The sequence below is a fragment of the Arenibacter troitsensis genome (genome assembly GCF_900177645.1).
GTDB lineage: Bacteria > Bacteroidota > Bacteroidia > Flavobacteriales > Flavobacteriaceae > Arenibacter > Arenibacter troitsensis.
In genome coordinates this window covers 211,331-231,664 of the sequence record NZ_FXAO01000001.1, presented here as the reverse complement: position 1 = coordinate 231,664, position 20,334 = coordinate 211,331, and the positions used below count along the sequence as shown (strand labels likewise).

Below are 20,334 nucleotides of genomic sequence, written 5' to 3'. Positions count from 1 at the left end.
TTATAAATTTTTAAGCGCAAATTTTATAATGTCCTCTACGCTTAGTCCAGGGTCTTGGGCAACTACTTTATCCACAACCTTTTCAGCTTGCTTGCGGACAAAACCAAGAACCTCTAATGCAGATAACGCTTCATCTTTATTTGTATTGTTTGGTTGGGCGGAAAGTTCATCAATATCGTAGACTTTTAAAACCTTGTCCTTTAGGTCCAGAATTACCCTTTGTGCCGTTTTGGCACCGATACCCTTTATTCCTTGGATAGTGGGCACGTCTCCCGTTGCTATGGCATCCCTTATTTGAGCTGGGGACAGGGAGGACAACATAGTTCTAGCCGTACTGGATCCTATTCCGGATACGGATAAAAGCAATCTAAATATTTCCCTTTCGGACTTCTCGAAGAAGCCGAACAACGTATGTGAATCTTCCTTTACCTGTAAATGGGTGTACAGCTGAATGCTTTCCGAATCGCCAATTTTTGAAAACGTGTGCAACGAAATATTTACAAAATATCCCACTCCGGCACATTCGATTACAATATGCGTGGGATTTTTTTCAACAAGTTTTCCTTTTAAATGGGTAATCATTGGATATTACTGGTTTCATGTTTCAACGTATCTTGAAACTAGAATTATTTAAACTATTTATTTTTGTGTTCTTGCCAATTTCCGTTTCTCCCTTTCCTGGGCATCAATAACCGCCACAGCGGTCATATTGACCATCTCGTCTACACTGGCGCCTAATTGAAGAATGTGTACGGAACGTCTTAAACCTACCATGATAGGACCAATGGAATCCGCTTGGTTGAGTTCCTTAAGTAGCTTATAGGTAATGTTGGCCGACTCCAAATTTGGAAAAATAAGGGTGTTTACTTTTTTACCGGACAATTTGGAAAAGGGAAATTTACCCTGGTGCAATTCTTTGTTCAAGGCAAAGTCGATTTGAAGTTCCCCATCAACTACCAGTTCAGGATTGGAGGTATGCAATATTTTTACGGCCTCCTTTACCTTGGTAGCCCGTGGATGTGTTGAAGATCCGAAATTGGCATAGGACAATAGGGCCATGACCGGGTTAAAGCCAAATGTTACCGCAACATTGGCGGTCATCTTTGCAATTTCCGCGATTTCCTCTGCACTGGGGTCAATATTGATGGAAGTATCGGCTAAAAACAATGGACCCCTTTCGGTAATCATAATATTTACGGTAGAAACCTTCTTAACATTTGCGGCTCTGCCTATTACCTCAAATACTGGTTTCACCACAGTTGGGTATGCCCTGGAATATCCGGAAATCATACCATCAGCATCTCCTTCCAATACCATCATGGCCGCAAAATAGTTGCGCTCCCGCATCTTCGCACGGGCACCAAACAGACTTACCCCACTGCGCTGTCTATTTTCAAAATATTTGGAGGCATAATGATTTCTTTTATCATTGGCTTCGTCGGCATGGGAATCAATAACCAAAATATCGGCATCGAATTCGAGTTCCTTCATCAATTCCGCAATAATGGCTTTATTCCCCAATAATATCGGCGTTGCCAACCCTTCTTCATAGGCAATTTGAGCCGCTTTTAGGACGTCCAGATGATCGGCCTCCGCGTAAACAATTTTTTTAGGATTCATTCGGGCACGATCGTGCAGCAAACGCACTATTTTATTATCGTTCCCGGAGCGCTGCAATAGTTCCTCCCTATATTTATCCCAATCATCAATGGGCATTTTGGCCACGCCACTTTCCATGGCCGCCTTTGCTACGGCAGGTGGAATTTCAGAAATCAATCTGGGGTCAAAGGGTTTTGGAATTATATAATCGCGCCCAAAGGTCAACCTTGTTTGTCCGTAGGCGATATTCACCTGTTCCGGAACGGGCTCTTTGGTTAGCTCGGCCAAAGCCTTAACGGCTGCCATTTTCATAGCTTCATTAATCTTGGTAGCCCTCACGTCCAATGCACCCCTAAAAATAAACGGGAACCCCAGCACGTTGTTCACTTGATTAGGATGGTCGGACCTACCAGTGGCCATAATGATATCCTTTCTAGTTTTTATGGCCAGGTTATAATCTATTTCCGGATCTGGATTGGCCATGGCAAATACTATAGGATCTTTGGCCATGGACAAGAGCATTTCCACGGAAACGATATCTTTCACAGAAAGTCCAATAAAAACATCGGCGTCTTTCATGGCCTCTTCCAAGGTATCGATCTTTCTGTCCGTGGCAAACTCCAATTTCTCTGAGGACAGGTTCTCCCTATCCCTGCGGATAACCCCCTTGCTATCCAACATTACTATATTTTCGTCCTTTGCCCCAAAGGCCTTGTACAATCGGGTACAGGAAACGGCAGCCGCACCGGCCCCGCTTACTACTATACGGACTTCACCAATTTTTTTATTGGTAAGCACCAAAGCGTTCAATAGGGCTGCAGCCGATATTATAGCCGTTCCGTGTTGATCGTCGTGCATTACCGGAATATCCAGCTCTTCCTTTAAACGTCTTTCAATTTCAAAAGCTTCAGGAGCCTTTATGTCCTCCAAATTTATCCCTCCGAATGTTGGCGCAATGATCTTAACCGTTTCTATGAACTTTTCCACATCGGTGGTGTCCAGCTCAATATCTATTCCGTCAATATCTGCGAAAATCTTAAATAAGAGGCACTTACCTTCCATCACCGGTTTTGAAGCCTCGGGACCTATATCTCCCAATCCCAGCACTGCAGTTCCATTGGATATTACGGCCACTATATTTCCTTTGGCCGTGTACTTATACACATTATCCTTGTTCTTGGCAATTTCAAGACAGGGCTCGGCCACTCCGGGCGAATAAGCAAGTCCCAGATCCCTTTGGGTTGCATAAGGCTTGGTTGGAACTATTTTTATTTTCCCAGGTTGTGGTTTGGCGTGATACACCAGTGCTTCCCTTCTTGTCTTTTGCTTGCTCATATAGTGTGGTATTAGAAAAACAAAGTTAACAGTATTCTTTAAATTATAGGGATTTAAAAAAGTATTCTAATATAGTTTTAATAGGGGTGGCGTATTTCAATTTACAAACCTCCCAACCATACCCTGGCCAAAAGGCTAGGAAGACTTTACCAGGGAAGGGATAGTTTTGGCAAACGATAAAAGATCAGACAATATATAGCACTTCCGTCCTACTTCAAAAACTCAATGTTTCGTTTTAAACCGGAGAATTTGGTGCGCTTTACGGCTGATTTCTGGAACACCTTCTTAAAAACATCCTCCGTAATTTCCTCCCATTCCTTTTTGGTCATTGAAAGTAACTGGGGATTGGGATCGAACAAAGGTTCGCGATGTGATTTGGAGAAGCGGTTCCAAGGGCATACATCTTGGCAAACATCACAACCAAACATCCAATCATCCATTTTTCCTTTAAATTCCGAAGGAATCTCGTTTTTTAATTCGATGGTGAGGTAAGAAATACACTTGCTACCATCTACCACATAAGGCTGTACAATGGCCTGTGTGGGACAGGCGTCGATACAGGCCGTACAGGTACCGCAATGATCTGTCACCCTCTGGTCATACTCCAACTCCAAATCCACGATCAATTCCGCTATAAAGTAAAAAGACCCTACTTGCTGCGTCAGCAGATTACTGTGTTTTCCTATCCAACCCAATCCGCTCTTTGCCGCCCAGGCCTTGTCCAGGACAGGTGCCGAATCTACAAAAGCCCTCCCGTTTACTTCTCCAATCTCTTCCGAGATATAATTTTGAAGTTCTCTAAGCTTTGATTTAATTACATGGTGGTAATCCTGTCCGTAAGCATATTTGGACACCTTAAAAGTGTTTTCATTTTGGACCTCCCCCGGAAAGTAATTCAGAAGAAGGGAAATGACCGATTTTGAACCTTCCACCAATTTAGTAGGATCTAAACGCTTGTCGAAATGGTTTTCCATATATCCCATTTCCCCATGCATGTTTTTGTTAAGCCACTTTTCCAGCCTAGGAGCTTCCTCCTCCAAAAATTGGGCTTTGGAAATACCACAGGACAAAAACCCGAGGCGTTTGGCTTCGGCCTTGATAAGCTGGGTATGTTTATGAATGTTCTTCAAAAAAATTATCTTTCGGTAAACAGTAAAGGTACGCGCTTTGGCTTAAGTGAAATCAAAGGATTGATCCCTATGTTTTCCAAAGTACTGGATATATTATATTTCTTCACAATTTCCGCTATGGCAATAATCATCTCATACATGGCAAAGTTATTGCCGACACACATTCTGGGACCGGCCCCGAATGGATAATAATAATCCCCGTAATCCTTTTTCTCCCCTTCCTTAAATCTACCTGGGTCAAATTCCAGTGGCCTATTCCAAAAATGGCCATAGCGATGTAATTCGTAAATGGACATAAGTACCATGGTGCCCTTTGGCAATGAAATATCCTCAAAGGTATCATCTTCAATGGCCACCCTATCTATTATATAAGCCGGCGGGTATAGTCTTAGCGCTTCTTCCAAACATTGTTTAACCAATTGAAGCCGCATCACTTCTTTCATCAAATCAATAGTGCCAGCTCCCAGATTTACTTTGGACACTTCCTTATAAACCTGATCCTGGACTGTTGGATTTTTGGCCAACAGAAACAAAGTAAAGCTAAGGGCGTTGGCGGTGGTCTCATGGCCCGCGGTAAAAAGGATCAATACTTCATCCAACAATTGCCCATCCGCCATAGGTGAACCGTCTTCATATTTTGCCTTTAGGAGCATATCCAACAAATCATCTTTTTCCAATCCAGATCTTCTCCGTTCTTCAATAATATCCAAAAGTAGCATCTTGCCTTCCCTGGCCATTTTCAGGTGCTTATCAATTTTACCACTGAGTCTATACCACCATTTTAGATAAGGTTGTCGCATTTCCTTGATCAACATGCGTTGATTGGCCTCGGTAATGTGTTGGAGTCGCGACATCCTTTCGCGAATATCGGAACTACTAAAAAGGGATTTGGCAACTACCTGAAATGCAAGATCACCCATGAGCGGAAAAATGTCCATCTCCTGGCCAGGTTCCAATCGATCCAGTTCCAGAAGTATGGCCTCCCTCATGACCCCCATTAAATTCTGGAGCTTTTTCTTGTGAAATGCAGGCTGCACCATTCTTCTATGTGTACGCCAATGCTCACCACGGGAAGTTAAAATTCCATGACCAACGTATCTGGCCAAATCCACTGTTTGCAAAGTGGACTTTTCGTATTTCCTATGTTGTTTTTGAAGAATATGCCTTATTAGTCCGGGACTTCTGGTAAAAAGTACTATTTCCTTGGAACTTAACTGCACGTTAAAACAATCCCCATATGCCTCAAAATTTTCATGATGAAAGGGCAAAGGATTCTTTAAAATTCCCCTAGCATTTTTTAGGACCCGAAATCGCGATACTAACTTCAAATTGCTTATTTATAAGAGGTTGGGTTGCTATCAACAATAACCCTTGGTGATAACAGCATCAAAAAAGACCTCCTTGTATATTGCCTTTTATCCTTCCCAAATGCCTATAGGCCAGTTCAGTAACCTCCCTACCTCTTGGGGTCCTCATGATAAATCCCTGTTGGATCAAAAAAGGTTCATAAACTTCCTCTATGGTTTCTGCACTTTCAGAGACCGCAGTAGCCAAAGTTGTAATCCCCACAGGGCCTCCTTTAAACTTGTCTATAATGGTGGTCAATATCTTGTTGTCCATTTCATCCAAACCATGGGCATCCACATTTAAAGCCTTCAGGCCAAACTGTGAGATTTCAATATCGATTTTTCCATTTCCTTTAATTTGTGCAAAGTCTCTTACCCTTCTTAACAAGGCATTGCATATTCTGGGGGTACCCCTACTTCTACCAGCTATTTCAATGGCTGCCTCTTGTGTAATCGGAGTCTTTAATATCTCAGCGCTGCGCTCCACTATGGTAGATAGTAGTTCTGTGGAATAATATTGCAATCTGCTCTGAATACCAAAACGGGCCCTCATGGGAGCCGTTAACAAACCAGAGCGGGTTGTGGCCCCAATTAAAGTAAAAGGATTTAAATTAATCTGCACCGATCGGGCATTGGGACCCGATTCTATCATTATATCTATCTTATAATCCTCCATGGCAGAATATAAATATTCCTCCACTATCGGACTCAGTCTGTGTATCTCATCGATGAACAAAACATCCCTTTCGTCCAAATTGGTAAGTAAGCCGGCCAAATCCCCCGGTTTATCCAACACCGGACCCGAAGTCATTTTGATACCTACTCCCAATTCGTTGGCCAGGATATGGGCCAATGTAGTCTTGCCAAGACCTGGAGGGCCATGGAACAAGGTGTGATCTAAGGCTTCACCCCTTAAATTAGCTGCCTGAACAAATATTTTTAGGTTTTCCAATACTTGTTCCTGCCCGGTAAAATCATCAAAGGAAATGGGCCGCAACGCTCTTTCTATATCGAATTCCTCGTTAGAAAAATTACTGGCCGTAGGATCTAGGTTCTCATTCATACTCCAACAAAGATAATGGAAATTGGATTAGTTTTTCCATCAAACCATTTTAAGGACATGGACATTCCTTCCATTTAATTGTGATCCGCTTTCTTTTGTTGAATAGAACAAGAATCCTAAATAAATTTACCCGTACCAAGACTTGAAGTATTGAATTGTAAGCTCTATAGTAGGGAGAGCCAAAATGGCCTTGTACATTTTACACGCCTACAGCCACTGATATACTGGTTTTACTAAAAAAATAATGTAAATTCATATTATGATAAAGACAACATTTCCACCCAGTATTCTGCAGTATATACCATTCTTTTTTGTTATTTGGTCCGATGATCTTTTGACCATTTCAGAAATTGCCGTGGTAAAAAAGATAATCGACGAGGACCAAAACCTTTCCGAAAAGGACAGGGAAACCTTATTTTCTTGGCTCAACACCGCACAGCCACCTTTGGATAGTGAAATAAAATCTTGGCAAAGGGCCATTTCCAATTCGGGGATCAAATTGGTGGAAGGAGACAACCATCCCTTAACTTCTTTTAGCAAGAAATTAATATCACAAAATGGTTCGGAGCATATTTTCAATGAGAATTTATCGGCCATTGAAATAAACCTTGGGATACAGCCCAATCATTACCATCATTTGTTTGAAGTGGAGGTGGTACATGAAAAAACGTCCCATTACTACGACCCTGCCAAAATAGACCTAATCCAAAAAGGCACTTACCAAAGGGAGATAGATAAATTCAGGAAAACCTTAAAGCACTCCATTTTTTCATGGGAAATAATAAAGAACAAGGAGAACTTTAGAGAGAAGGTACTTACCCAAGTACAGTATTTGGCCGAGGCAGGATATGGAGCCATGGCCTACCCGGAAGCCTATGGGGGAACCGGTAATATGCCATTATATGCCACCATTTTTGAAAACCTGATGTATGCGGACGGGAGCCTCACTGTAAAGTTTGGGGTACAATTTGGGCTTTTTGGGGGTAGTATTCAGAAACTGGGAACAAAAAAGCATCATGACCGATATTTGACCGCTGTTGGGAAAGCCGAATTACTTGGCTGTTTTGCCATGACCGAAACTGGTCATGGATCCAACGTAAGGGGCATTAAGACAACCGCTACCTACAACAAGGAACAGGACAACATTACCATCCATACCCCAGGAAAGAACGATAACAAGGAATATATAGGCAACGCACTGCACGGTACAATGGCCTCGGTTTTTGCCCAACTCATCGTTGATGGTAAAAATCATGGGGTACATGCCATTTTAGTGCCTTTAAGGGACAGTGACAATCGGCTTATGCCAGGCGTACGTATTGAGGACAATGGTTACAAATTAGGGCTCAACGGCGTAGACAATGGTAAAATATGGTTCGACCAAGTTAAGGTGCCACGGGAAAACCTATTGAATAAATATGGGGACATAAAATCTGATGGCACATATTATTCGGACATAAAAAATCCAAACAAACGCTTTTTCACCATGTTAGGCACCTTGGTCGGTGGACGAATTTGTGTGGCCAAAGGTGCATTGAGCGGAGCGAAGATGGCCCTAGCCATTGCCGTAAAATACGCACTACAAAGAAGGCAGTTCAACGATAACCTGAAAATCCAAGAGGATTTGATCATGGATTACCCATCGCACCAACTAAGGCTTACCCCCGCCATAGCCAAATCTTATGTATATCAGGCAACATTGGATACTATGATGCGCATCTATAGTGATGACAGTATAAAGGATAAACGAAAAATAGAGACCCAGGTAGCTGGCCTAAAGGCGATAATAACCTGGTTTGCCAACGAAACCATACAGGAATGTCGTGAAGCTTGTGGAGGAAAGGGTTACCTTTTAGAAAATAGAATTGCCGACCTAAAGGCCGATGTGGATATATTTACCACCTTTGAAGGTGACAACACCGTACTACTGCAAATGGCCGCCAAGGGAATTTTGTCCGACTTCAATACCGAATTTAACAGCGCCGGATTTTCGGCTGTATTTAAACTTTTAGGCACCCAAATAAGCGACAAGTTGGTCACTATAAATCCAATATACGCTAACAAGGTAGATAAGGAGCATTTATACAATCCTAAGTTCCACCAACATGCCTTCGACTATAGAACAAGAAGGTTAACCTATTCGGCGGCTATGCGCATTAGGGACTATATCAAGAAAGGGATTCCTACCTATCAGGCCTTCTTAAAAGTACAAACCCATTTAATAGCCTTGGGAAAAGCCTACAGCTGTGAGTTGGCCTATAATACCTATTTGCAGTTTACAGCAACTATAGAAGACAAGAAACACCAGCAGCTCTTTCAAAAACTGGGATGCCTCTTTGCGTTGTCCGAAATTAGGGAAGATGCCTCATGGTATCTGGAACAAGGCTATTTGGGAGGCACAAAATCCAAAGCCATAAGACAGCGAGTGGAGCGTTTAAGTACCGAGTTTAGACCTCATATTGACGTTCTTGTAGATGGTTTTGGCTTTCCGGATCATTGCTTAACGGCGCCAATTAGTCGTTAATTCTTGCGCCGATATAACTCTGAGGTATCCAGGAATTCCAGTAGACTAATTTTGCTGTCACCAAATACGTAGGTTTTGGACGATCCTTTGGAATTGAGGTCCACAGTGGACGTTGACAAGACTTCTGCAGAAGAGCTGCCTACCAAATTTGCCTGGACAGAATTGGCTTCCAATCTTTTTGCCTTAAGGTCGGAATTATCCAATAAATGAAATTGAAAAACATTGGTAAAACCTTCCAAATCTGCCTTGGAATTACGTTGCATATCCAAAACGGTACTTTCCATAACCCCAAACAATCTTAAATCGGATTTCTCGGCCAAGCGAATATTTAAAGTATCGCTGTCTACCTTAAAATTGCCCCTACTATTATCGTTCATTGTAATTTCCATGGCATCGGCATCCACATCTATTTCCACACTAGCGGAACCTCTGGTATTTACCTCTAGGAACTCGGTAGAAAACCGGTTCTTTACCACAATATTTCCCTCATTGGCAATGATCCGGAACAATTCATTAAAATTAACGGTAATATTCAATTTCTTCTTGGAAGTTACCTTATAATAAGAACTAATGATAAGCGTTTCATTTTCGACCTTAAATTTCAATATGTCGATTAAATTATCGTCTGCCTCTATAATGTATTCCCCGCTAGCGGCGGCCTGAAGGTTAATATCAAGATCATCATTTAACTGAATGGCATTAAAAGGTTCCAGGGACTCCCTAACCTCTATGACATTTCTATTGCCTTTTATTTTTGGTATTCGCTGGGAATAGACCATACAACCAATCAACAAGATGATAAATAAAAGTATGTGTCTCACTTCAAATGATTTATAATACATAATAGGTCTTTAACTATAAAATCTACGATATCCGATGAAATTGAATCTTCACAAATATGCAATTATTTCATTTGGTGCACAACTCCAAAAGGAATCTGGAATTTCATATATGTAAATGGAAGGTACAAAAAAAGTCCATCTTAGGGATGGACTTTTAATATTTGTTGTTTTACTATAATTAATGCTGTAACTCTTCCTCGCCTTCGTAAAGCGGCATAGTTTGAGGTACATAATCCTGTCCTGGAATTATATATTCCCCATTATCATCGGTTTTACTATAATCATATGGCCATCTGTGTACTTCAGGAATTGCTCCAGGCCAGTTACCGTGGATATGTTCTACTGGTGTAGTCCACTCCAAGCTAGTAGATTTCCATGGATTCTGAACGGCCTTATTTCCGTAGAAAATACTTCTAATAAAGTTAAAGGCAAAGATTAATTGAGCTCCGGCAGCAATAAGGGCAAACACCGTCATTAAAACCTGGATATCGGTTAAGTCATCAAACATTGGAAAAGCGGTATTCTCGTAATACCTACGTGGTACACCGGCCATTCCAACAAAATGCATCGGGAAGAAAACACCATAAGAACATACGGCCGTAATCCAAAAATGTACATAACCCAAATTCTTGTTCATCATTTTTCCGAACATTTTAGGGAACCAGTGATATACACCTGCAAACAATCCGTATAATGCCGATATACCCATTACCAAGTGGAAGTGGGCCACCACAAAGTACGTATCGTGGACATTGATGTCCAAGGTACTGTCCCCAAGAATAATTCCAGTTAATCCACCGGAAATAAAAGTGGAAACCATTCCTATAGAAAATAGCATACCAGGATTCAATTGAAGGTTACCTTTCCACAAGGTCGTAATCCAGTTAAAGGCCTTTACCGCAGATGGAATTGCAATCAATAATGTTGTAAATGTAAACACGGAACCTAAGAAAGGATTCATTCCGGAAATAAACATATGGTGACCCCATACAATTGTGGACAAGAATGCAATTGCCAAGATAGAGGCAATCATTGCCCTATATCCAAAAATAGGTTTACGGGAGTTTACCGCCATAATCTCGGATACCATACCCATTGCAGGCAAGATAACGATATACACCTCTGGATGTCCTAAAAACCAGAATAAATGCTCATACAATACTGGAGATCCACCTTGATAATGTAAAACCTCCCCTTGGATAAAAATATCCGACAAGAAGAAGGAAGTACCAAAGCTTCTATCCATTATCAAAAGCAAGGCAGCTGATAATAACACCGGGAAAGAAATAACACCTATGATAGCGGTTACAAAAAATGCCCATATAGTAAGAGGAAGTCTGGTCATAGACATTCCCTTGGTCCTAAGGTTAATTACGGTAACAATATAGTTCAATGACCCCAATAAGGAAGATGCTATAAATATTGCCATAGCCACCAACCAAAGTGTCATACCCATACCGGAACCAGGTTGCGCCATCGGTAGTGCACTAAGTGGTGGATATACGGTCCATCCGGCCGCAGCAGGTCCCGCTTCAACAAATAGGGAAATAACCATAATTACACTGGATAAAAAGAACAACCAGTAAGAAACCATGTTCAAGAACCCTGAGGCCATATCCCTAGCCCCAATTTGAAGTGGAATCAACAAGTTACTAAAGGTACCACTTAATCCCGCCGTTAAAACGAAGAATACCATGATAGTACCGTGAATGGTTACCAATGCCAAATAAACATCCGCATCCATTACCCCTCCTGGCGCCCATTTGCCCAGGATGGCTTCAAAAATAGGGAAAGCTTCCCCTGGCCATGCCAACTGCATTCTAAACAACAGTGACATCATAATACCTATGAATCCCATTATTAGTCCAGTAATTAAATACTGCTTGGAAATCATTTTATGATCTTGACTAAAAATATACTTCGTCACAAAGGTTTCTTTGTGATGATGTCCGTGGTCATCTGAATGGTCTTCTACGTGTGCGTGAGCTGTTACAGACATAGTTCTATTTTTAAATTTTTTATAAAGTTATTATTAAAGACTAAAATTATTGTGCAGAAGCCATAGACTTACCAAAAGTCTGCTGGCTTGCTATCCAAGCATTATATTCCTCCTCAGTTTCAACAATAATTTTCATTTGCATATTATAATGCGATTTCCCACAAATCTTGTTACACAATAGGATGTAATCAAATTCCCAAGGATCCGAATTATCCAATCCTTGAGCAGCCTTTTCAGCCCTGATACCATTTATGCGTTTTACCTTATCCACAACATCTGGGTTTTGTCTCATTTCCGCAGTGGTAATGGTAGGGGTAAAAGAGAATTGCGTTATCATACCAGGTACACAGTTCATCTGAGCCCTAAAATGAGGCATATAAGCAGAATGCAACACATCTTGGGAACGCATTTTAAAATTAACCTTGCGCCCTACTGGCAAATGCAATTCCTTAACAATAATATCATCGGCAGCGTTTGGATCAGCGTTGTCCAACCCAAGGATATTGGCATTGTCAATATCGATCATTCTAACATTGGCATCACCCAAAACATTATCATTACCCGCATATCTTGCTGTCCAGTTAAACTGTTGGGCATAGAGCTCTATAGTCAAAGGATCGTCCTCATCATTGATATCCATAATATTGGTCCAGGCATATAATCCCCACAAAATTAAGCCTGCCAAAACTATAACAGGAATAATGGTCCATATAAATTCCAAACGGTCGTTATCGGCGTAGAACAAAGCCTTCCTTTCCCTATCTCCCCTGTACTTGTATGCGAAGTAGTGTAATAAAAACTGCGTCAAAGTTTGTACGATAAAAATAATAACAAAAGACAACGCCATCAAAGAATCATACCCACCGCCATGCTCGGAAGCAGCTTCGGGCAAAAGCACTTTAGAATATTTCCAGAAGCTGAAAATGGTGATTCCATAAAGGAAAATCAAAAAAGCGAACATCAAATACCCATTGTATTTATTATCCGTTTCACTTGCTACTTGGGAATTGCTAGCTCTAATTTGTGACAATTCGAATATCTTGGTCATTTGCCAGATTGCAATTGCCACTAATACTAAAACAACTATGGTCAATAATGGAGTCATCGTATGATTTGAAATTATACTTATATACTAAATACTAATAATGAAAATGCTTACTCTCTTCTATAAACGGATTGCGCTTAGGTTGCAATGGAGCCTTGGTCAACGCCCTGAATACAAAAAAGATAAACAATCCTGCAAAGAACAAAATAGAACCAATTTCTGGGATACCAATAAACCACTGATCCCCAACGGTAGCTGGCATTATGGCATTAAAAATATCCAAATAATGTCCGGCTAAAATTACTATCCCGGTCATGATAACAAACCAGTTAACCCTTTTAAAATCGCTGTTCATAAGCAAAAGTACCGGGAACAAAAAGTTCATGGCCACCATTCCAAAAAATGGTAAGTTAAAATCCGCTATCCTAGTAACATAATAGGTTACCTCTTCAGGAATATTGGAATACCAAATCAACATAAATTGAGAGAACCATAAATACGTCCAGAAAATACTGATACCGAACATAAATTTAGCTAAATCGTGAATATGGCTATCGTTAACATCTGGCAAGTATCCCCTAGATTTAAGATAAATTGTTACCATTGCAATTACGGTAATTCCGGATACGAACATACTGGCAAAGATATACCATCCGAACAAGGTACTAAACCAATGTGGGTCCACGCTCATGATCCAATCCCAAGACATCATGGACTCAGATATTAAGTAGAATACCAAAAATGCCGCAGAAATTCTAAAGTTCAGTTTAAAATTGGAGTCATCACTGGATTCATCCTGAGCCAAGGACAACTTGCGCGAATACTCCCTGTAAAGAATCCAACCTCCCAAGAAGACCGCCGCTCTTATCAAAAAGAATGTTCCATTAAGAAAACCAGCTTTACCCTGCAATAATTTGTCATGTGCAACCACTTCCGGATCCATCCATACGAACAAATGATTCATATGGGCTACAGACAAGGCCAATATTACAAATACAATGATACCACCTGGCACCAAATAAGCTGTAATGCCCTCCATTACCCTGAAAAGCAATGGTGACCAACCAGCTTGCGCTGCACGCTGAATAGCGTAAAAAGCCAATACTCCCAAAGCTATCATGAAAAAGAAAAAAGCTGCTACATATAATGCCGCCCATGGTTTGTTCTGCAATTGGTGCAACAAATGTTCATCATGCGACGCATCATGCGCCTCACCATGTCCCATTTCGTCACCATGACCTTCCGTAACCGCATGGGCATCCCCATGACCGTCTCCGTGCCCGGCAACAATTGCCTTTGCCTCTTCTACAGTGCTTGGCGCAGCCATAAAACCGATACCAATTCCCAAAACGCCTACAGCCATTAAAATGAAGGAAGCAATTTTTAATCTATTTGAAAAAGTGTACATATTGCTAATATCTAGGTCTTATTTTGTTAAATCTTGTTTCAATTTCATTACGTATTCAGCAACCTTCCAACGCTCTTCTGTATCCAATTGTCCTGCATAGGATCCCATAGAATTCAATCCGTAGTAGATGGCATGATATGAAGTTCCAACGGTTATGTTCCTTGCTACATCAGCATAGCTGGGAACACCCAATATCTTTTCCCTTTTTACCAAATTACCTTGTCCGTCTCCTTTGTCACCATGACAAATTGCACAATAAATAGTATATAGTTCCTTACCTACTGCAAGGTTGGCCTCCTGGTTTAGGGAATCCAACGGACTTGGATTAAGTCTTGCCAATTCCTTTCCTTCCATGGTATTTTCAATTCCATAAGGTATCCACCCCCTTGGTATGGTATTTTCGGCCGGAAGTCCGGCTTCCATACCATCTGGAAGAAAATCCACTTTCTGGTAGGTTTCATAACCTACGGACTCATACATATTGGGCATGTATTGATAGTTTCTGCTATTTGTGTCCGCACAAGAAGCAACTAATACTACCAAACCAAACAAGATTCCTATTTTCCTAAAACTGTTCATAATATCTATGACTACTTTTCTGTAATATTAATTTCGACTGCTCCCGTATCCATCAACAAATCCCTCAATTCCTGCTCGTTGCCGTGAATTTCGATTTCCATTAAAAAATGATCATCCGTTGTTCTTACATCAGGATTTTCAGCTTCTTTAAACGGCCACAACCTACTTCTAAGGTAAAAAGTAATTACCATTAAATGCGCCGCGAAAAAGACCGTTAACTCAAACATGATAGGCACAAAAGCCGGCATGTTCTCCAAGTAGCTAAAACTAGGTTTACCACCTATATCCTGTGGCCAATCCTGTATCATAATAAAATTCATCATAACAATTGCCACTGTAAGACCAACACAACCATACATAAAGGACGTTATTGCTATCCTAGTTGGGGCAAGTCCCATTGCCTTGTCCAAACCATGTACAGGAAAAGGACAATAAACTTCTTCAATATGATGCTTTGCCGCTTTTACCTTTTTAACAGCATGCATTAGCACATCGTCATCATTATAAAAAGCATGTATAACTTTCGACGCCATAATTATTTCTTATTATTTAAAATCTTTGCTTGTCCTGCCCAATCGTCTCTTTGCGCCCTTCCAGGGAATGATTCCGTAATGGAATCCAACAAATCATACTCTTTATCTGTCATACGCCCAACTTGTGCGAATGTGTATATTCCAATTTGATTCAAGGTTGCTTCCATTTGAGGACCAATACCCTTAATCTTCTTAAGGTCATCCGCGGTCTCCTTGGTAGGATCAAATGTACCAATAGTACCCAAAAGTTCGGAAACACCTACTTTATCACCAACCTTCGGAACAACTTCCCCCATCAACACATCATCAGTGATAGGCTCCTTTTCCTTTACAACTGTTTTACCTTTGGATATCTCGTATAAAGGCTTACCTGCATCCCTCAATTTCTTATACTTCTCACCTGAGGATTTCAATATAGACTTCACCTCTGCCTGTGCAATAACCGGGAATGTCCTGGCGTACAACAAGAATAGTACAAAAAAGAATCCTATAGTTCCGATGAATATTCCTATATCCACAAATGTTGGGGAGAACATGGTCCATGAAGACGGAAGGTAATCCCTGTGCAATGAAGTTACGATAATAACAAAACGCTCAAACCACATTCCTATGTTCACCACTATAGAGATAAAGAAAGAGAACATAATACTGGTTCTTAGTTTTTTGAACCACATAAATTGTGGAGAGAACACGTTACAGGTCATCATTGCCCAATAAGCCCACCAGTAAGGACCGGTAGCCCTGTTCAAGAATGCGTATTGTTCGTACTCCACACCGGAGTACCAAGCCATAAACAACTCCGTGATATAAGCACAGCCAACAATGGAACCGGTCAACATAATTACTATGTTCATCAATTCTATATGCTGTACGGTAATATAAGCCTCTAAATGACATACTTTCCTCATGATGATCAACAAGGTGTTCACCATGGCAAAACCAGAGAAGATAGCTCCTGCAACGAAGTACGGAGGAAAGATAGTGGTATGCCATCCCGGTATTACCGATGTGGCAAAGTCAAAAGATACAATGGTATGTACAGAAAGTACCAAAGGTGTGGCCAAACCTGCCAATACTAAGGAAACTTCCTCAAAACGCTGCCAATCCTTGGCGCGACCTGTCCATCCAAAACTTATTAAGCTGTATATCTTCTTTTGGAAAGGCCTCACCGCCCTATCACGTATCATCGCAAAATCAGGTAGCAATCCTGTCCACCAGAATACCAAGGATACCGAAAGGTAGGTTGAAATAGCAAATACGTCCCATAACAATGGTGAATTAAAGTTCACCCATAGTGATCCAAATTGGTTGGGGATAGGCAATACCCAATATGCCAACCAAGGACGGCCCATGTGGATAATAGGGAACAATCCCGCCTGAACCACCGAGAAAATGGTCATCGCCTCCGCAGAACGGTTAATAGCCATTCTCCATTTCTGCCTAAACAGCAATAGTACCGCCGAGATCAAAGTTCCAGCATGACCAATACCTACCCACCAAACGAAGTTGGTAATATCCCAGGCCCAGCCTACTGTTTTATTTAATCCCCATGTTCCGATACCTGTAGATACCGTGTAAATTATACAGCCAACACCCCATAGGAATGCCGCTAATGCAATGGAAAATACAATCCACCAATGCTTATTGGCCTTCCCTTCAACCGGAGCTGCAATGTCCACGGTTACATCGTGGTATCCTTTATCTCCAAGAACTAAGGGTTTTCGTATAGGTGCTTCGTAATGCGACGCCATAATTTAATATATAGTTACGTTCCTTTAATTTGATTAAGCTTCGTTAGTATTCCTCACTTTCACGTGATAAAAGACATTTGGTTTGGTCCCAATATGCTCCAACAAGTGATACATGCGGTTACTTTCCTTTAATTTTACAATTTCACTCTCGGCATCATTTACATCCCCAAACTTCATAGCACCATTACTACATGCTGCGGAGCAGGCAGTTTGAAACTCTCCATCCTTAACAACACGGCCATCCCGTTTGGCATCCAAAATTGTCTTCTGGGTCTTTTGGATACACATGGAACATTTTTCCATAACACCTCTAGACCTAACGGTAACATCTGGATTAATCACCATTTTACCAAGATCATTGTTCATGTGATAATCAAACTCATCGTTTTCATTATACAAGAACCAGTTGAATCTTCTTACCTTATATGGACAGTTGTTGGCACAATATCTAGTTCCAACACATCTGTTATAAGCCATATGGTTTTGACCTTGACGCCCGTGTGAAGTTGCCGCAACAGGACAAACCGTTTCGCATGGCGCATGGTTACAATGCTGACACATTACAGGTTGGAACGCCACCTGAGGGTTGGCTGATGGATCTTCCATTTCACCAAATCCACCCAAGGATCCCTTGTCCCCGAACAGGCCATCAAATTCTTCTTTCTTGGTATCATCCTGCGCAAAAGTATCTTCCGAAGAATAATACCTATCGATACGCAACCAGTGCATATCCCTAGATTTTCTAACTTCGGCCTTACCTACTACAGGTACATTATTTTCTGCATGACATGCTATAACACAAGCCCCACAACCCGTACAGGCATTCAAGTCTATGGACAGGTTAAAATGATGCCCTATAGATCTATCAAAACTATCCCACAAGTCTACCGTAGTAGCAGGTACTTCCTGATGATCCAATGACACTACAGGAACAACATTCCATTCCTTGGCGTCTTTGGTATTAAATATCTCTAAGGTAGTTTCCTTTATAATATCTCCCCTACCCATTAAAGTCTTATGCAACTGAACACAAGCAAACTCATGCATACCAGCAGACTTTTCAATACTAACCGATTGAATATTGGAGAAATCCTTATACAATGCATAGGCATTCACACCTGTCTGCATTTCACTTTTCATTCCTACAGTTTTCCCGTATCCAAAAGAAAGTCCCAAAGAACCAGGAGCCTGACCCGGCTGTATTATTACAGGAACACCATCAACAGCAACACCATCCACCGTAAGTTTTACGTAACTACCGTTTAAACCACCATCTGCCACATTTTCATTGACCAAGGCCAATTTCTCCGCGTCAGCTTTGGAAACGGTTACATAGTTATCCCAAGAAACTCTGGTAATAGGATCGGGGAATTCTTGCAACCAAGGGTTACTTGCCTGCTGTCCGTCACCCATCCCAACTTTGGAATACAAGGTAAGCTCCATACCCTCTGCCGTAGCAGCTGATAAACTTCTTAAAGCTGAAGCTAAAGGAACCTCTGTAACTACTTCCACCTCTTCCGTTGCAACTGGAGCAACAGCCGCAGCAACAACCTCATCCGCTACCGGAGCAGCAACAAAAACACCATCGTGTAACGCATGACTCCAGTCACTACCCGCCAATATTCCAGCGCTCCAAGTTTCTTTTATATAATCGTAATACGTTTTATCACTATCCAACCATTGCAACATAGCCGTCTGGACCTGCCTAGTATCGAACAATTCCTTTATGGTAGGTTGCATAAGGCTATAATGCCCTTTCTTCAATTGGGCATCGCCCCAAGATTCCAAATAATGGTTTGAAGCTCCAACGTATTGCACCAATTCCGTAGTCTCATTTCTATTGGTGGAGAAGGCAACGGTTAAATCAACATTCTTGATTCCTTCCGCAAAATCCGCAGCATTGGGCAATGAGTAAGCCGGGTTCACCCCATCCATAATCAAAGCTCCAACTTTGCCAGCTTTTATATCAGACAACAAGGCATTAACCGCCTTAACATTACCCTGTCTTACATATTTGGGGGCTGCAGCATCAAACGCCTTACTTCCCAACATTTCATTAATGGCCAAAACCACCGCTTGGGCATTAACATCTTCCAATCCGGTAACAACAACCGCATTCGACTTATTTTTGAGTACCTGGGCAGCCACTGCATCCAACGCAGCTTTTGCACTTTCCGGAAGATTGCCTCCACCGGCAGTACCATTAAGCTTTCCATAGAAATAGGCCAAGGCCACTTTCTGCTCTGATGGGGTTAAAGGAACCCTTTTATCAGCATTGGCACCGGTCAAGGACATATTGGCCTCGAACTGCACATGCTTGGACATTTTTCCATTTTTAGGAACCCTGCCCTTGGAATATCCGCTATCATATCCTCCACCTTGCCAATCCCCTAAGAAATCGGCACCAAAGGAAACAATGACCTCGGCATTCTCAAAATTATAATCTGCCAACGCCCTTTCACCATATTTGGCTTCAAAGGCAGAAAGCGCAGCATCCTCAGATATGGCATCATAAGTAACATGATCCACATTTCCATATACTTCCTTGAATTCGGCAATCAATCTAGAAGTAGAAGGACTAGCGTATGTTTGCGATAATATCGCGATTTTTTTAGTTGAATTTTTTAAAGACCCTAGTTTAGACTTTACCGCCGCATCCAAATCGCTCCAAGCAATAGGCTCTCCATTAAAGGTAGGTCCCTGCAAACGCGTACTATCATACAATGACAGCACCGAAGCCTGGACACGCGCATTGGCACTACCGCCAATTTTCGCGTCGGTATTATTTTCAATCTTAATAGGCCTACCCTCGCGGGTTTTTACCAAAATACTGGCAAAATCAAAACCATTCGCAATGGTCGTGGCATAAAAATTGGCCACCCCCGGAATAATATTGTCCGGTTTCACCACATAAGGAATAGATTTGGTCACCGGACCCTCACAGGCTGCCAATGAAGCCGCAGCCGTACTAAATCCGACGTACTTAAGAAAATCCCTTCTGTTGGTCGAAGATGCCGCCAATGTTTCCTTATCACCCAAGAAATCATCTACAGGAATCTCTTGAACAAATTCATTTTGTCTTAGCGTCTCAACAATGGAATCGTTGGGGTTTAATTCCGCCTCGCTTTTCCAGTATTTTTTGTTTGATGACATATTATATATCTGAAATTATCTTCTAGT

General features: G+C 41.5%; 14 protein-coding genes. 1 reads left to right on the top strand and 13 read right to left on the bottom strand.

Annotated features, from left to right (window positions below; genetic code table 11):
• The 5 genes from ruvA to ruvB form a co-directional block, all read right to left on the bottom strand.
• Nucleotides 1–582, bottom strand: coding sequence for a Holliday junction branch migration protein RuvA (gene ruvA, locus B9Y87_RS00905; protein WP_085495294.1), 582 nt, complete (start codon nt 580–582; stop codon nt 1–3).
• 57 nt (nt 583–639) lie between these two features.
• Nucleotides 640–2,934 (bottom strand): NADP-dependent malic enzyme, encoded by a 2,295-nt coding sequence (locus tag B9Y87_RS00900; RefSeq protein WP_085495291.1) that lies wholly within the window; start codon nt 2,932–2,934, stop codon nt 640–642.
• Nucleotides 2,935–3,143: 209 nt separating this feature from the next.
• Nucleotides 3,144–4,064, bottom strand: a complete 921-nt coding sequence (gene queG / locus B9Y87_RS00895) for a tRNA epoxyqueuosine(34) reductase QueG (protein WP_085495290.1) — start codon at nt 4,062–4,064, stop codon at nt 3,144–3,146.
• A gap of 5 nt (nt 4,065–4,069) precedes the next feature.
• On the bottom strand, nt 4,070–5,392 hold the full coding sequence (locus B9Y87_RS00890) for a cytochrome P450 (protein WP_245808616.1): 1,323 nt from the start codon (nt 5,390–5,392) through the stop codon (nt 4,070–4,072).
• Between the two features lie 58 nt (nt 5,393–5,450).
• Nucleotides 5,451–6,473, bottom strand: coding sequence for a Holliday junction branch migration DNA helicase RuvB (gene ruvB, locus B9Y87_RS00885; protein WP_085495286.1), 1,023 nt, complete (start codon nt 6,471–6,473; stop codon nt 5,451–5,453).
• A gap of 259 nt (nt 6,474–6,732) precedes the next feature.
• Here ruvB and B9Y87_RS00880 point away from each other — a divergent pair, with 259 nt between their 5' ends.
• Nucleotides 6,733–8,997 (top strand): acyl-CoA dehydrogenase family protein, encoded by a 2,265-nt coding sequence (locus B9Y87_RS00880; protein WP_085495283.1) that lies wholly within the window; start codon nt 6,733–6,735, stop codon nt 8,995–8,997.
• Here B9Y87_RS00880 and B9Y87_RS00875 read toward each other — a convergent pair.
• The 8 genes from B9Y87_RS00875 to B9Y87_RS00840 form a co-directional block, all read right to left on the bottom strand.
• A complete protein-coding gene (locus B9Y87_RS00875; RefSeq protein WP_176225569.1) occupies nt 8,994–9,818 on the bottom strand; it encodes a GIN domain-containing protein in 825 nt (274 codons plus the stop codon). The genes B9Y87_RS00880 and B9Y87_RS00875 overlap by 4 nt on opposite strands.
• Nucleotides 9,819–10,017: 199 nt before the next feature.
• Entirely contained in the window at nt 10,018–11,838 is a 1,821-nt protein-coding gene (locus B9Y87_RS00870; protein WP_085495279.1) for a cytochrome c oxidase subunit I, read from the bottom strand.
• Nucleotides 11,839–11,884: 46 nt separating this feature from the next.
• Nucleotides 11,885–12,943: a cytochrome c oxidase subunit II gene (locus B9Y87_RS00865; protein WP_085495278.1), complete on the bottom strand. Its 1,059-nt coding sequence runs from the start codon at nt 12,941–12,943 to the stop codon at nt 11,885–11,887.
• A gap of 34 nt (nt 12,944–12,977) precedes the next feature.
• Nucleotides 12,978–14,291, bottom strand: a complete 1,314-nt coding sequence (locus B9Y87_RS00860; RefSeq protein WP_085495276.1) for a quinol:cytochrome C oxidoreductase — start codon at nt 14,289–14,291, stop codon at nt 12,978–12,980.
• A gap of 18 nt (nt 14,292–14,309) precedes the next feature.
• Nucleotides 14,310–14,870 (bottom strand): c-type cytochrome, encoded by a 561-nt coding sequence (locus tag B9Y87_RS00855; protein WP_085495274.1) that lies wholly within the window; start codon nt 14,868–14,870, stop codon nt 14,310–14,312.
• An 11-nt stretch (nt 14,871–14,881) separates the two neighbouring features.
• Nucleotides 14,882–15,403 (bottom strand): DUF3341 domain-containing protein, encoded by a 522-nt coding sequence (locus tag B9Y87_RS00850; RefSeq protein ID WP_085495272.1) that lies wholly within the window; start codon nt 15,401–15,403, stop codon nt 14,882–14,884.
• 2 nt (nt 15,404–15,405) lie between these two features.
• A complete protein-coding gene (gene nrfD, locus B9Y87_RS00845; RefSeq protein ID WP_083260612.1) occupies nt 15,406–17,154 on the bottom strand; it encodes an NrfD/PsrC family molybdoenzyme membrane anchor subunit in 1,749 nt (582 codons plus the stop codon).
• Nucleotides 17,155–17,187: 33 nt separating this feature from the next.
• Nucleotides 17,188–20,307 carry a TAT-variant-translocated molybdopterin oxidoreductase gene (locus B9Y87_RS00840; protein ID WP_085495270.1) on the bottom strand — a complete coding sequence of 1,040 codons (3,120 nt, stop codon included), beginning with the start codon at nt 20,305–20,307 and terminating at the stop codon, nt 17,188–17,190.
• Between the last annotated feature and the right edge of the window lie 27 nt (nt 20,308–20,334).

Bases quoted from the DNA above. Each gene is read 5' to 3' on its own strand.
- ruvA (WP_085495294.1), bottom strand. From the start codon at position 582: ATGATTACCCATTTAAAAGGAAAACTTGTTGAAAAAAATCCCACGCAT.
- B9Y87_RS00900 (WP_085495291.1), bottom strand. From the start codon at position 2,934: ATGAGCAAGCAAAAGACAAGAAGGGAAGCACTGGTGTATCACGCCAAA.
- ruvB (WP_085495286.1), bottom strand. From the start codon at position 6,473: ATGAATGAGAACCTAGATCCTACGGCCAGTAATTTTTCTAACGAGGAA.
- B9Y87_RS00880 (WP_085495283.1), top strand. From the start codon at position 6,733: ATGATAAAGACAACATTTCCACCCAGTATTCTGCAGTATATACCATTC.
- B9Y87_RS00870 (WP_085495279.1), bottom strand. From the start codon at position 11,838: ATGTCTGTAACAGCTCACGCACACGTAGAAGACCATTCAGATGACCAC.
- B9Y87_RS00865 (WP_085495278.1), bottom strand. From the start codon at position 12,943: ATGACTCCATTATTGACCATAGTTGTTTTAGTATTAGTGGCAATTGCA.
- B9Y87_RS00860 (WP_085495276.1), bottom strand. From the start codon at position 14,291: ATGTACACTTTTTCAAATAGATTAAAAATTGCTTCCTTCATTTTAATG.
- B9Y87_RS00855 (WP_085495274.1), bottom strand. From the start codon at position 14,870: ATGAACAGTTTTAGGAAAATAGGAATCTTGTTTGGTTTGGTAGTATTA.
- B9Y87_RS00850 (WP_085495272.1), bottom strand. From the start codon at position 15,403: ATGGCGTCGAAAGTTATACATGCTTTTTATAATGATGACGATGTGCTA.
- nrfD (WP_083260612.1), bottom strand. From the start codon at position 17,154: ATGGCGTCGCATTACGAAGCACCTATACGAAAACCCTTAGTTCTTGGA.
- B9Y87_RS00840 (WP_085495270.1), bottom strand. From the start codon at position 20,307: ATGTCATCAAACAAAAAATACTGGAAAAGCGAGGCGGAATTAAACCCC.